Origin of the sequence: Pantoea latae, assembly GCF_002077695.1 — a bacterium.
GTDB lineage: Bacteria > Pseudomonadota > Gammaproteobacteria > Enterobacterales > Enterobacteriaceae > Pantoea > Pantoea latae.
Genome location: NZ_MWUE01000005.1, coordinates 153652 through 165954, shown reverse-complemented (window position 1 = coordinate 165954; position 12303 = coordinate 153652). Strand labels below are relative to the sequence as shown.

Genomic DNA, 12303 nt, shown 5'->3' with positions numbered 1-12303 from the left:
GCCGCCGTAGGTTTTAGCCAGAACGGTGGTGATTGCTGCAGTCAGGGTGGTTTTACCGTGGTCAACGTGACCGATGGTGCCCACGTTTACGTGCAGTTTGTTACGTTGAAATTGCTCTTTCGCCATGGCGATAATCCTTACGTTATGCCTTCATCATTGATGAAGGCATCTGTTCACAATTTTTAAACCGTAGCCTTATTTGCTACGAGCTTCAATAACGGCCTGAGCGACGTTGTTCGGCGCATCATCGTACTTCAGGAACTCCATGGAGTAAGAAGCACGGCCTTTAGTCAGAGAACGCAACTGCGTCGCGTATCCGAACATTTCAGACAGCGGAACTTCAGCGTGAATCTGAACGCCGGTAGCGTTAGATTCCTGCCCTTTCAGCATACCACGACGACGGCTAAGGTCACCGATGACGTCACCGGTGTTCTCTTCCGGCGTCTCTACTTCAACCTTCATGATCGGCTCAAGCAGAACCGGCTGTGCTTTCTTAAAGCCATCTTTAAAGGCGATAGAAGCGGCCAGTTTAAACGCCAGCTCAGAGGAGTCGACATCATGGTAAGAACCGAAGTGCAGACGCACGCCCAGATCAACAACCGGGTAACCTGCCAGCGGGCCAGATTTCAGCTGTTCCTGGATGCCTTTATCAACCGCAGGGATGTATTCGCCAGGAATCACACCGCCTTTGATGTCGTTGACAAATTCGTAGCCTTTCGGGTTTGAACCCGGCTCCAGCGGGTACATGTCGATAACAACATGACCGTACTGACCGCGACCACCAGACTGCTTAGCGTGTTTACCTTCGATGTCGGTAACTTTAGAGCGAATCGCTTCGCGGTAAGCTACCTGCGGTTTGCCCACGTTCGCTTCAACGTTGAATTCGCGCTTCATGCGGTCAACGATGATGTCGAGGTGCAGCTCACCCATACCAGCGATGATGGTCTGGTTAGACTCTTCGTCAGTCCATACGCGGAATGACGGGTCTTCTTTAGCCAGACGACCCAGAGCCAGACCCATTTTTTCCTGGTCAGCTTTGGTTTTCGGCTCAACGGCGATAGAGATTACCGGCTCCGGGAACTCCATGCGCTCCAGGATGATCGGGTTGCTCGGATCGCACAGGGTGTCACCGGTGATCACGTCTTTCAGACCGATCGCAGCGGCGATGTCGCCTGCGCGAACTTCGCTGATCTCTTCACGTTTGTTGGCGTGCATCTGTACGATACGGCCGAAACGCTCACGCGCAGATTTCACTGAGTTCAGTACGGTGTCGCCTGAGTTCACCACGCCAGAGTAGACGCGGAAGAAGGTCAGGTTGCCCACGAACGGGTCGTTGGCGATTTTGAACGCCAGCGCAGAGAACGGCTCGCTGTCGTCAGCGTGACGCTCAGCAGGCGTGTCTTTACCGTCGTCCAGCATACCATTGATAGCAGGAACGTCAGTCGGTGCCGGCAGGTATTCCACCACGGCATCCAGCATCGCCTGAACACCTTTGTTCTTGAACGCAGAACCACAGGTAACCAGGATAATTTCGTTGCGCAGTACGCGCTGACGCAGAGCAGTTTTGATCTCTTCTTCGCTCAGCTCGTCGCCGCTGAAGAATTTCTCCATCAGCTCTTCAGAAGCTTCTGCTGCCGCTTCGATCAGCTTGCCGCGCCACTCTTCAGCCAGTTCCTGCATGTCAGCCGGGATATCTTCGTAAACGAAGGTTACGCCCTGGTCAGCATCATTCCAGTTGATGGCTTTCATTTTGATCAGGTCAACAATGCCGGTGAAGTTCTCTTCAGCGCCAATAGCCAGCTGCAGCGGAACCGGAGTCGCGCCCAGACGGGATTCGATCTGACCAACTACTTTCAGGAAGTTCGCGCCCATACGGTCCATTTTGTTAACGAACGCGATACGCGGAACTTTATATTTGTTCGCCTGACGCCATACGGTCTCAGACTGCGGCTGCACGCCACCTACAGCACAGTAAACCATTACTGCGCCATCGAGCACACGCATTGAACGTTCTACTTCGATGGTGAAGTCAACGTGTCCAGGGGTGTCGATGATGTTGATACGGTGCGGCTCAAACTGCTTAGCCATACCGGACCAGAATGCGGTGGTCGCTGCAGACGTGATGGTGATACCACGCTCCTGCTCCTGCGCCATCCAGTCCATGGTCGCGGCGCCATCATGCACTTCACCGATTTTATGGTTAACACCGGTGTAGAACAGGATGCGCTCGGTAGTCGTGGTTTTACCGGCGTCGATGTGTGCGCTGATACCGATGTTACGGTAGCGCGCAATGGGTGTTGTACGAGCCATTTGATTCCTCTGATTCTCGGGCGTTCAAAATTAGTCGAACCCAGCGGGTTTGCATTTTGCACGCCCGCTGGTTTAACAACAACTACGTGGCGATTACCAGCGGTAGTGAGCGAACGCCTTGTTGGCTTCAGCCATACGGTGAACGTCTTCACGTTTCTTAACTGCAGTACCTTTGTTTTCTGCAGCGTCAGAAAGTTCGTTCGCCAGGCGGAGAGCCATAGATTTATCACCGCGTTTACGAGCAGCTTCTACGATCCAGCGCATTGCCAGGGCATTACGACGAACCGGACGGACTTCTACTGGTACCTGGTAGGTAGAACCACCAACGCGACGTGACTTAACTTCGACAGTCGGACGCACGTTTTCGAGGGCTACTTCAAAGGCTTCCAGCTCGTTCTTACCAGAACGCTGAGCCAGGGTCTCAAGCGCGGTATAAACGATTGATTCAGCGGTAGATTTTTTACCATCTACCATCAGGATATTTACAAATTTGGCCAGCAGCTCTGATCCAAACTTAGGATCCGGCAGAATTTTACGCTGACCAATGACGCGACGACGTGGCATGGAAATACTCCGTTGTTAATTCAGGATTGTCCAAAACTCTACGAGTTTAGTTTGACATTTAAGTTAAAACGTTTGGCCTTACTTAACGGAGAACCATTAAGCCTTTGGCTTCTTCACGCCGTACTTGGAGCGAGCCTGCTTACGGTCTTTAACACCTGAGCAGTCCAGCGCGCCACGAACGGTGTGGTAACGCACACCTGGCAGGTCTTTAACACGACCGCCACGGATCAGGATCACGGAGTGTTCCTGCAGGTTATGACCTTCACCGCCGATATAGGAGGTAACTTCAAAACCGTTGGTCAGACGAACACGGCAAACTTTACGCAGTGCGGAGTTCGGTTTTTTCGGAGTGGTGGTGTACACACGAGTACAAACGCCACGTTTTTGCGGGCAAGCTTCCAGCGCAGGCACGTTGCTCTTTGCAACTTTGCGTACGCGTGGTTTGCGAACCAGCTGGTTAACTGTTGCCATTAAATAGCTCCTGGATTTGCTTTTGCTTCGTAAACACGTAATAAATCGCCCCGTATAACTACGAGGACGCAGAATTTTAGGGCTGAGCCAATAGGGTGTCAAGAAATAACCAGGCTTTGTACGCTACCAGGTCATTTGCTGCTGATGTTTTTCAGTGAGCGTGACGAAACCAGTATAGTCTACCGGCCTTATTTTGGCTGAAATTTGACCAGCAAGGCCGCGCGCGGTCACGTCCTCCGTCAGCACCCACAGGGTTGCCGGCGAAGCGAGCAGACGATTCAGGGCGCGGCTGCCCTCTAGCGCGCCCAGCACGCCGTCCTGCAGCAGCAGCAGATCGTCTTGCGCCGTCAGCAGCAGCAGCAGCGTGTCGAGGTCGCTGTAATAGGGTGAATGCATCAGGGTATGCAGCATAGCGCGCTCTTAAAAGGTGATAATACTATCGTAGGTCGCCAGCTGCTGCTGCAGCGCCGCGGCGTCCAGAATGCCGACATCCATAATGCGGGCGCCCTCTTCCGCCAGGCCGCGCTCGCGCAGCGCCTCGCGGCTAATGTAGCAGTGCTCGATATCGTACAGCGCCAGCACGCCGAAGGTGGCAGCGTGGTGGCGGGACAGAATGATCTCTGGCTGCTGGCCGGGCATCAGCTGCAGGACGCCGTCGCCGATAAAGAACAGGCCGATCGACTCACTCAGCGCGCCGGTCGCCAGCGCGGCGTCGAGCCCTTCCCGTCCGGCGCTGCTGCCGTGCGGCGCGCGGGTAAACACAAAGGCGACGCGATTCATTAAAACTGCACCAGTCGATCGCAGCTGAGCGCGGCTTCCGCCAGCGCGCCCAGACCGCTGAGTTCAAACCCCGGCTGCAGGTTGCTGCCTGCCAGCTGCAGCCGCTCCGCCTCCTGCGCGTCGGTAACGCCGCGGCGCAGCGCGGCCGCCACGCAAATATTGAGCGCCACGCCCTGCTCCTGCTGCAGCCGCAGCCAGGCGCGCACGATATCCGCCTCATCGCTCGCCGGCGCGGTCAGCTGATTGGCGTTCAGCACGCCCTCGCGATAAAAGAACACGCTCTGTAACTGATGCCCCGCCGCCAGCAGCGCGCGGGCGAACAGCAAGGCGCTGCTCGCCTGCTGCGTGCCATAGGCCGGCCCGGTCACCAGCAGGGTGTAGCGCATCAGCGCTCCTGCCCCTGAAAGTCGCCGTTCTTGAACTGACGGATATAGAGATAGACGGTGTGCTTAGAGATATTGAGGCGATCCGCAACCTGATTAATGGCGTCTTTAATGTCGAAGATGCCCTTCTCATAAAGATTGAGCACGATCTGCCGGTTCTTGGCGTTATTGGAGACGTTGCGATCGGCGCTCACCTCTTCAATGGTGAACTCCAGCGTCTGGGTCACCAGATCCTCCACCGAGCTGGCGAAGTTGACGTTGGAATCGACCTGATGCATTTCCGGCGGCATAAAGGTCGACATAATCTGCGAGAACGGCACATCGAGATTCATATTGATGCACAACAGCCCGATAACGCGCTGCTGGCGATTGCGTATTGCAATGGTGACCGACTTCATCAGCACGCCGCTTTTGGCGCGGGTGAAGTAGGCGCGCGAGACGTTGCTGTCCGCGCCGTGCATATCGTGCAGCATACGCAGCGCCAGATCGGTAATCGGCGAGCCGACTTTACGCCCGGTGTGTTCGCCGTTGGCGATGCGCACCGCCGAACATTTCAGATCTTCCAGCGAGTGCAGCACGATTTCGCAGTGCGAACCGATCAGCATCGCCAGGCCGTCGACCACCGCCTCATAAGATTTGAGAATATCGTAGTCCGTCTGCTCAAACGGACGCTGCTCCAGTAAATCGAAGTCGCTCAGTTCGCCGGGATTGAATGGATTTGACATCGAAGACATTACCCTAAATGGCTGGAGCCTGTCTCAGCGCAGCGGGCAGACTCTTTTATTGGGAAAGTTGTGCAGGCGATAGTCTGGCAAATGTCGCACGCTTATGCCAGGGCTTTGTCATGGTGTGGAAATGAAACCGCCGCCCGAAGGCGGCGGTAGACAGATTATTGAGATTTCTTCGCGTCGGCGGCAGGCGCCTGCGCTTTCTCATCTGCTTTAGGCGCCGGTTTGATGTCGAGCAGTTCAACATCGAACACCAGCGTGGAGTTGGCCGGAATACCCGGCACGCCGTTTTTGCCGTAGGCGAGCTGCGGTGGGATCACCAGCTTGATTTTGCCGCCTTTCTTCACGTGCTTCAGGCCTTCGGTCCAGCCCGGGATCACGCCGTCAAGACGGAAAGAGAGCGGTTCGCCGCGCGTATAGGAGTTGTCGAACTCGGTGCCGTCGATCAGCGTGCCTTTATAGTTCACGACTACGGTGTCGCTGTCTTTCGGCGCGTCGCCGCTGCCCTCTTTCTCTACTTTATACAGCAGGCCAGATTCAGTTTTCTTCACGCCGCTCTCTTTGGCGAATTTGTCGGCGAAAGCGCTGCCTTTATCGGCGTTCTCTTTCGCGTCTTTCTCCATCTTCGCCTGCGCGGCGCCCTTCACGCGGCCTTCAAAGGCCTGCAGGGTCTGCTCGATCTCCTGGTCGGAGAGCTTGCTCTTACCGCCGAACGCATCCTGAACGCCCGCAATCAGCTGATCTTTGTCCAGCTTGATGCCCAGCTTCTCCTGTTCCTTCAGAGAGTTATCCATGTAGCGACCCAGCGAGGCGCCCAGCGCGTAGGCTGACTGCTGATCTTCATTTTTGAAGGCCGCATTTTTCGGTGCCTGCGGTGCCGCATCGGTCGCAGCAGGGGCTGCGGTCGCTTCGGCTGCCATCGCCAGCGGCGCGTTGAGCGCGATGGCCATGGTGGTGGCTAACATGGTGACTTTAAACAGTGATTTCATCCTTTCTCCAAAACCGAAGCTTGTTACCTCGGGAATTATTGCGGACTAAAGCTCCACACTATAGCGGTACGCGGCAGCGTCGAACACTCCCGCAGCGTAATTACCCGGCTCTCCTCCGACCTTTTTTGCATCAGGAAGTTTCATCAGAGATGATGCTGCCACCGGCGCTATTCAACCCCGCGCAGGCGAGGCGGCGAAGAAATCAGGTGATTCTGACCGGGGAAACCGTAGAATCAGCGCCTGATGTGAGATTCGCAGCGTCATACTATAAGGAGAGGTCATGCAACAATCAGAGTGGGAACAACGACTTGAAGCGCTGGAGAGCAAGCTGGCCTTTCAGGAGCTGACCATCGACCAGCTGAATCAGACGGTGGTGCAGCACGAGCTGGAGATGGCGAAGATGCGCGAGCAGCTGCGCCTGCTGCTGGATAAGCTGAAGGCGGCCGCGCCGTCGATGGTGGCGTCGCAGTCGGAAGAAACGCCGCCTCCGCATTACTGATATGTTCAGAATGGCTGCGCAACGCCGATGCTGCGTTGCTGCGTCAGCGTGAGATGCTCACATACCGCGGTATGCTCCGCTCTCCCGCTTCCTGGCGCCTTGCCTCGCCGCTTGCTCGCGCATTCTTCGCTCGCAAAAAGAGCAAAAGAAAAGGCCACCGTCTGGTGGCCTTGTCATCTGTCTCACACAGCTTAGTGGTTGCAGCCGCAACCGCCGTGGCTGCCGCAGCCGCCGTTGCCGTGATCGTGACCGTGGTCATGATCGTGGTCATGGTCGTGACCGTGCTCGCCGTGAACGTGGCCGTGCGCCAGCTCTTCCGGGGTCGCTTCGCGGATGGCGACAACTTCCACGTTGAAGTTCAGGTTCTGACCCGCCAGCATATGGTTGCCGTCAACCACCACGTGGTCATCTTCCACTTCGGTGATTTCGACCGGCACCGGGCCCTGATCGGTTTCCGCCAGGAAGCGCATGCCAACCTGCAGCTCGTCAACGCCCATAAACACATCTTTAGGCACGCGCTGCACCAGGTTGTCGTCGTACTGGCCGTATGCGTCGTTTGCCGGGATATGCACCTCAAACTTGTCGCCGACATCGTGATTTTCCAGCGCTTTTTCCAGACCAGAAATCAGGGAACCATGACCGTGCAGATAGTCTAACGGCGCACTTACCGGCGACTCGTCAACCAACACACCATCTTCTGTACGTACCTGATAGGCCAGGCTCACCACCAGGTCTTTTGCTACTTTCATGATATCTCCTAACCGTTGAGAACTGAGATCCCGTCTCATTGGTCTATTCTTGCGTGCAATAACACCAACCAGAAAGGTTCGGGGCTGAGGCCGCGCAGTCGCGACGCGTTTTACCTCAGCGTTAGTGGCGCCGATTGTATCGGAATTCAATCCCGCTGTAAGTTTAAGCGTAAAAAAAGCTGCGCCATTTCGCTACTCGGGATGGAAAATACCGATCACTTGCTCCTGGCTGCGAACCTGATCGCGAACCTGTTTATCCGCCTCGCGCATCTGGTGTCCGCATTTCACGCACTCCACGACGTCGACATTGTTTTCACGCCACATCGCCAGCGTGTCTTTTTCCTGGCAGTGCGGGCAAACCGCACCGGCAATAAATCGTTTACGCATGTTGATTAACCTGTGTTGCTGTTACTGATCTTCATCCCAGTCGTCGATCTGCCGCCTTTCATGCTGCATCTCGCGCTGGAAAATGTCTTCCAGCTCGCGCCGCGCCTCGCGCACGCGTGAAATCTGTGCATTGTCGGTGTGGTTCGGCATCAGTTCGCGCAGCATGCGCATATCGAGCCGGCGGAAATGCAGCTGCGCGCGCTGCGCCTGGTGCGGATGCATGCCGACCGAAATCAGCGCCTTACGTCCCAGCTCCAGCGCGCTAGAGAAGGTTTCGCGCGAGAACTGCGTGACGCCCGCCTGCAGCAGCTCGTGCGCCTCGACGCGGCCGCGCGCGCGCGCCACGATCTCCAGCTGCGGGAAGTGCTGCTGACAGAGATGCACGATCGCCATGGTATCTTCCGGCTCGTTGCAGGTGATAACGATCGACTGCGCGTCGGCGGCGCCGGCGGCGCGCAGCAGCTCCAGTTCGGTCGCGTCGCCATAGTAAACCTTGTAGCCATACTTGCGCATCAGGCTCACCGCGCTGATGTCGCGCTCCAGCACCGTGATCCTTTTATTGTTGGCCATCAGCAGACGGCCCACTACCTGTCCCATGCGTCCGAAGCCCACCACAATCACCTGCGGCTGGTCATCTTCGACAAACGGCTTCTCGCTATCCTCATCCACTTCGTTAAAACGCCGCGCCAGCAGCTTGTCGATCGCCTGCATCAGCAGCGGCGTGGTCATCATCGACAGCGTCACCGTCACCAGCAGCAGCGGCAGCTGATCGCCGGCAAACAGATGCGCCGAAGAAGCGGCGGAGAAGAGCACGAAGGCGAACTCCCCGCCCTGGCTTAGCACGCCGGCGAACTGCTGGCGCTCGGAGCTGCGCAGGCCATAAACGCGCGCCAGCACGTAGAGCACCAGCGTTTTCACCGTGACCAGAATCAGTACGCCGAGCAGGATCTCCAGAATATGGGTATAGAGCACACCGAGGTTAAGCGCCATGCCGACGGAGATAAAGAACAGCCCGAGCAGCAGGCCCTTAAACGGATCGATGGCGACTTCCAGCTCGTGGCGGTACTCGCTCTCCGCCAGCAGAATACCGGCGATAAAGGTGCCGAGCGCCATCGACAGTCCGAGGGCGTCCATAAACAGCGCCGAGCCCAGTACCAGCAGCAGCGCGGCGGCGGTAAACACCTCGCGCACGCCGGAAGCGGCGATAAAGCGGAAAATCGGCCGCAGCAGATAGCGGCCGCCCACCAGCATGCCGGCAAACGCCAGCACCTTCATGCCGATCTTCATCCAGTCGATATTGCCGCTGTCGCTGCCCGCCAGCAGTGGCACCAGCGCCAGCGCCGGAATTACCGCCAGGTCCTGGAACAGCAGCACCGAGAAGCCGAGCTGTCCCGCCTCGCTGCGGTTCATGCCTTTGTCGCGCATCAGCTGCAGCGCCATTGCGGTCGAGGACATGGCGAGGCCGATGCCGCCGATCACCGCCGCCTGCCAGCTAAAGTCGCTCAGCCACAGCAGCGCGCCGAGGATGCCGGCGGAAATCAGCACCTGCGCCGCGCCGACGCCGAAAATAGACCGTCGCAGCGCCCAGAGTTTCGACGGATTCAGCTCCAGCCCGATGATAAACATCAGGAACACCACGCCCAGCTCCGAGAAATGCAGGATCTCTTCAACGTCGCTGATAAAGCCCAGCCCCCACGGGCCGATGGCGATGCCCGCCACCAGATAGCCGAGCACGGCGCCGATGCCGAGCCGCGCGGCGATGGGCACGATCAGCACCGCCGCCACCAGGTAGATCACGCCTGCGGTCAGCAGCGTTTGTCCTTCCATCAGAGACCTCCGTTGGGCAGCGGCGCGGCGAGCCATTCGCCATAGGCGCGGGCAAAATGGCTCATCACCTCTTTCGGCTGGCGGCGCGCCCAGTAGAGGATCATCGGCGTCATCCAGTGCATACGGCACATCTGCGCCGTCAGTTCGAACGGGCGCATAATGTCCGATATGGAATAGCGATTCAGGCCGCTCTGCTGATAGGCCGCCTCCGGTTCGCCGGTGGTGATCACGCTGCGCCAGTATTTGCCTTCCAGCGCGTTGCCGTCAACGCCGTTGGCGAAGCCGCGCGACAGCACGCGATCCAGCCACTCTTTCAGCAGCGCCGGGCAGCTGTAGGTATAGAGCGGATGCTGAAAGACGATCACCTGATGCTCGCGCAGCAGCTGCTGTTCATAGTGAATATCGATAAAGAAATCAGGATAGTGCGCGTACAGATCGTGTACGGTGACGTTCTCCTGTTGCTGGGCCGACTGCAGCAGAACCCGATTCGCTATCGACTCCTGCGTTTCCGGATGAGCGTAAAGCAGCAAAACTTTTGCTGGCTGCGACATAGTTATCCTCTTCCAAAGCGTCGTCAGCACGGCGGTTTTCCGCTACCATGCACGACGCGACACCCTCTAATTATGTGGTGGGTAAATTAACATATTCTGACGATACGGCGCTTATGATTGTCTTTTCTTCTCTGCAAATCCGCCGCGGCGTCCGCGTGCTGCTCGATAACGCTTCCGCCACCATTAATCCCGGCCAGAAAGTGGGCCTGGTGGGCAAAAACGGCTGCGGCAAATCGACCCTGCTGTCGCTGTTAAAAGGCGAGATCGGCAGCGACGCCGGCGGCGTGACCTTTCCCGGCAACTGGGCGCTGGCCTGGGTGAACCAGGAGACCCCGGCGCTGAGCAAACCGGCGCTGGAATACGTTATCGACGGCGATCGCGAATACCGCGAGCTTGAGGCGGAACTGGCGGACGCCAACCAGCGCAACGACGGCAACGCCATCGCGCTGCTGCACGGCAAGCTGGACGCGATTCAGGCGTGGAGCATTCACGCCCGCGCCTCAAGCCTGCTGCACGGCCTCGGCTTTAGCCAGGAGCAGCTTAATCGTCCGGTGAGCGACTTCTCCGGCGGCTGGCGCATGCGCCTCAACCTCGCGCAGGCGCTGGTGTGCCGCTCAGATCTGCTGCTGCTCGACGAACCCACCAACCACCTCGATCTCGATGCGGTGATCTGGCTGGAGCGCTGGCTGAAAAGCTACGAAGGCACGCTGATCCTGATCTCCCACGACCGCGACTTCCTCGATCCGGTGGTGGATAAGATTATCCATATCGAGCAGGAAAGCCTCTACGAGTACACCGGCAACTACTCCTCGTTCGAACGGCAGCGCGTCGCCAAACTGGCGCAGCAGCAGGCGCTGTTTGCCAGCCAGCAGGAGAAAGTGGCGCATCTGCAGAGCTATATCGACCGCTTCCGTGCCAAGGCGTCAAAAGCGAAACAGGCGCAGAGCCGCATCAAGATGCTGGAGCGCATGGAGATGATCGCCCCGGCGCACGTCGATAACCCGTTCAGCTTCAGCTTCCGCGCGCCGGAAAGCCTGCCGAATCCGCTGTTGAAGATGGAGAAGGTCACCGCCGGCTACGGCGAGCGCATCATTCTCGACGCCATCAAGCTTAATCTGGTGCCGGGCTCGCGCATCGGCCTGCTCGGCCGCAACGGCGCGGGCAAATCGACGCTGATTAAGCTGCTGGCGGGCGAGCTGACGCCGCTCGACGGCGAGGTTGGGCTGGCGAAAGGCATTAAGCTCGGCTACTTCGCGCAGCATCAGCTGGAGTATCTGCGCAGCGACGAATCGCCGCTGCAGCATCTGGCGCGCATCGCGCCGAAGGTGCTGGAGCAGCAGCTGCGCGACTATCTCGGCGGCTTCGGCTTTCAGGGCGACAAAGTCAGCGAGGTAACAGCGCGCTTCTCCGGCGGCGAAAAGGCGCGGCTGGTGCTGGCGCTGATCGTCTGGCAGCGCCCTAACCTGCTGCTGCTCGACGAACCGACCAACCACCTCGATCTCGACATGCGCCAGGCGCTGACCGAAGCGCTGATCGACTTCGAAGGCGCGCTGGTGGTGGTGTCGCACGACCGCCATCTGCTGCGCGCCACCACCGACGATCTCTATCTGGTGCATGACGGCAAGGTCGATGTCTTCCCGGGCGATCTGGAGGATTATCAGCAGTGGCTGAGCGACCTGCAGAAGCAGCAGGCGCAGGCGGACGCCGCGCCGAAGCAGGACAACGGCAACAGCGCGCAGTCGCGCAAAGATCAGAAGCGCCGCGACGCCGAGCTGCGCGCCCAGACGCAGCCGCTGCGCAAAGAGATTGAGAAGCTGGAGAAGCAGATGGCGAAATGGCAGAGCCAGCTCACCGAAGCGGAAACCCAGCTCGCCGACGGCGACATCTACGACCCGAGCCGCAAAGCGGATCTTACCGTCGCGCTGCAGCGTCAGGCAGAGAGCAAAGCGGCGCTTGAAGAGGTCGAGATGGCGTGGCTGGATGCGCAGGAGCAGCTGGAGGCGATGCTCGCCTCCTGACTTTTCGCTTTTCGCTTTTCGCTTTTCGCTTTTCGCTTTTTGCGGAC

General features: G+C 58.1%; 15 protein-coding genes. 2 read left to right on the top strand and 13 right to left on the bottom strand.

The features are described 5' to 3' along the window. The 9 genes from B2J69_RS04050 to fkpA form a co-directional block, all read right to left on the bottom strand. On the bottom strand, positions 1-126 hold a 126-nt coding region (locus B2J69_RS04050; RefSeq protein ID WP_008102187.1), incomplete at its 3' end, for a GTP-binding protein. 69 nt (positions 127-195) lie between these two features. Next, on the bottom strand, positions 196-2310 hold the full coding sequence (gene fusA / locus B2J69_RS04045) for an elongation factor G (protein ID WP_081136652.1): 2115 nt from the start codon (positions 2308-2310) through the stop codon (positions 196-198). Positions 2311-2403: 93 nt separating this feature from the next. After that, positions 2404-2874 (bottom strand): 30S ribosomal protein S7, encoded by a 471-nt coding sequence (gene rpsG, locus B2J69_RS04040; RefSeq protein WP_013510774.1) that lies wholly within the window; start codon positions 2872-2874, stop codon positions 2404-2406. A gap of 96 nt (positions 2875-2970) precedes the next feature. Beyond that, the gene (gene rpsL / locus B2J69_RS04035) at positions 2971-3345 is read right to left on the bottom strand and encodes a 30S ribosomal protein S12 (protein ID WP_003852912.1); all 375 of its coding nucleotides are present in this window, start codon (positions 3343-3345) and stop codon (positions 2971-2973) included. 123 nt (positions 3346-3468) lie between these two features. Next, positions 3469-3756, bottom strand: a complete 288-nt coding sequence (gene tusB, locus B2J69_RS04030; RefSeq protein ID WP_081136650.1) for a sulfurtransferase complex subunit TusB — start codon at positions 3754-3756, stop codon at positions 3469-3471. Positions 3757-3765: 9 nt separating this feature from the next. Then, the gene (gene tusC / locus B2J69_RS04025; protein WP_081136648.1) at positions 3766-4125 is read right to left on the bottom strand and encodes a sulfurtransferase complex subunit TusC; all 360 of its coding nucleotides are present in this window, start codon (positions 4123-4125) and stop codon (positions 3766-3768) included. Continuing rightward, positions 4125-4511 carry a sulfurtransferase complex subunit TusD gene (gene tusD, locus B2J69_RS04020; protein ID WP_081136646.1) on the bottom strand — a complete coding sequence of 129 codons (387 nt, stop codon included), beginning with the start codon at positions 4509-4511 and terminating at the stop codon, positions 4125-4127. The genes tusC and tusD overlap by 1 nt, the downstream gene beginning before the upstream one ends. Beyond that, a complete protein-coding gene (locus B2J69_RS04015; RefSeq protein WP_081136668.1) occupies positions 4511-5233 on the bottom strand; it encodes a helix-turn-helix transcriptional regulator in 723 nt (240 codons plus the stop codon). Before B2J69_RS04015 ends, tusD begins: the two co-directional genes overlap by 1 nt. Positions 5234-5397: 164 nt before the next feature. Further along, complete coding sequence (gene fkpA, locus B2J69_RS04010; protein WP_081136645.1) at positions 5398-6225, bottom strand: FKBP-type peptidyl-prolyl cis-trans isomerase; 828 nt, start codon at positions 6223-6225, stop codon at positions 5398-5400. Positions 6226-6505: 280 nt separating this feature from the next. Here fkpA and B2J69_RS04005 point away from each other — a divergent pair, with 280 nt between their 5' ends. Beyond that, the gene (locus B2J69_RS04005) at positions 6506-6724 is read left to right on the top strand and encodes a protein SlyX (RefSeq protein ID WP_081136643.1); all 219 of its coding nucleotides are present in this window, start codon (positions 6506-6508) and stop codon (positions 6722-6724) included. 191 nt (positions 6725-6915) lie between these two features. Here the strand turns inward: B2J69_RS04005 and slyD are convergent, their stop codons facing one another. The 4 genes from slyD to kefG form a co-directional block, all read right to left on the bottom strand. Then, positions 6916-7473, bottom strand: coding sequence for a peptidylprolyl isomerase (slyD, locus tag B2J69_RS04000; RefSeq protein WP_081136641.1), 558 nt, complete (start codon positions 7471-7473; stop codon positions 6916-6918). Positions 7474-7665: 192 nt separating this feature from the next. After that, positions 7666-7866, bottom strand: coding sequence for a YheV family putative zinc ribbon protein (locus tag B2J69_RS03995; RefSeq protein WP_167376551.1), 201 nt, complete (start codon positions 7864-7866; stop codon positions 7666-7668). A gap of 15 nt (positions 7867-7881) precedes the next feature. Next, a complete protein-coding gene (gene kefB / locus B2J69_RS03990) occupies positions 7882-9687 on the bottom strand; it encodes a glutathione-regulated potassium-efflux system protein KefB (RefSeq protein ID WP_081136639.1) in 1806 nt (601 codons plus the stop codon). Further along, on the bottom strand, positions 9687-10238 hold the full coding sequence (gene kefG / locus B2J69_RS03985; protein WP_081136637.1) for a glutathione-regulated potassium-efflux system ancillary protein KefG: 552 nt from the start codon (positions 10236-10238) through the stop codon (positions 9687-9689). Before kefG ends, kefB begins: the two co-directional genes overlap by 1 nt. Before the next feature lie 113 nt (positions 10239-10351). Between kefG and B2J69_RS03980 the strand changes: the two genes are divergently transcribed. Continuing rightward, positions 10352-12256 carry an ABC transporter ATP-binding protein gene (locus B2J69_RS03980; RefSeq protein ID WP_081136635.1) on the top strand — a complete coding sequence of 635 codons (1905 nt, stop codon included), beginning with the start codon at positions 10352-10354 and terminating at the stop codon, positions 12254-12256. Positions 12257-12303 lie beyond the last annotated feature (47 nt).

What these genes read in the sequence shown, in the direction of transcription:
- fusA (WP_081136652.1), bottom strand. Translation starts at nt 2,310, where the DNA reads ATGGCTCGTACAACACCCATTGCGCGCTACCGTAACATCGGTATCAGC.
- rpsG (WP_013510774.1), bottom strand. Translation starts at nt 2,874, where the DNA reads ATGCCACGTCGTCGCGTCATTGGTCAGCGTAAAATTCTGCCGGATCCT.
- rpsL (WP_003852912.1), bottom strand. Translation starts at nt 3,345, where the DNA reads ATGGCAACAGTTAACCAGCTGGTTCGCAAACCACGCGTACGCAAAGTT.
- tusB (WP_081136650.1), bottom strand. Translation starts at nt 3,756, where the DNA reads ATGCTGCATACCCTGATGCATTCACCCTATTACAGCGACCTCGACACG.
- tusC (WP_081136648.1), bottom strand. Translation starts at nt 4,125, where the DNA reads ATGAATCGCGTCGCCTTTGTGTTTACCCGCGCGCCGCACGGCAGCAGC.
- tusD (WP_081136646.1), bottom strand. Translation starts at nt 4,511, where the DNA reads ATGCGCTACACCCTGCTGGTGACCGGGCCGGCCTATGGCACGCAGCAG.
- B2J69_RS04015 (WP_081136668.1), bottom strand. Translation starts at nt 5,233, where the DNA reads ATGTCAAATCCATTCAATCCCGGCGAACTGAGCGACTTCGATTTACTG.
- fkpA (WP_081136645.1), bottom strand. Translation starts at nt 6,225, where the DNA reads ATGAAATCACTGTTTAAAGTCACCATGTTAGCCACCACCATGGCCATC.
- B2J69_RS04005 (WP_081136643.1), top strand. Translation starts at nt 6,506, where the DNA reads ATGCAACAATCAGAGTGGGAACAACGACTTGAAGCGCTGGAGAGCAAG.
- slyD (WP_081136641.1), bottom strand. Translation starts at nt 7,473, where the DNA reads ATGAAAGTAGCAAAAGACCTGGTGGTGAGCCTGGCCTATCAGGTACGT.
- kefB (WP_081136639.1), bottom strand. Translation starts at nt 9,687, where the DNA reads ATGGAAGGACAAACGCTGCTGACCGCAGGCGTGATCTACCTGGTGGCG.
- kefG (WP_081136637.1), bottom strand. Translation starts at nt 10,238, where the DNA reads ATGTCGCAGCCAGCAAAAGTTTTGCTGCTTTACGCTCATCCGGAAACG.
- B2J69_RS03980 (WP_081136635.1), top strand. Translation starts at nt 10,352, where the DNA reads ATGATTGTCTTTTCTTCTCTGCAAATCCGCCGCGGCGTCCGCGTGCTG.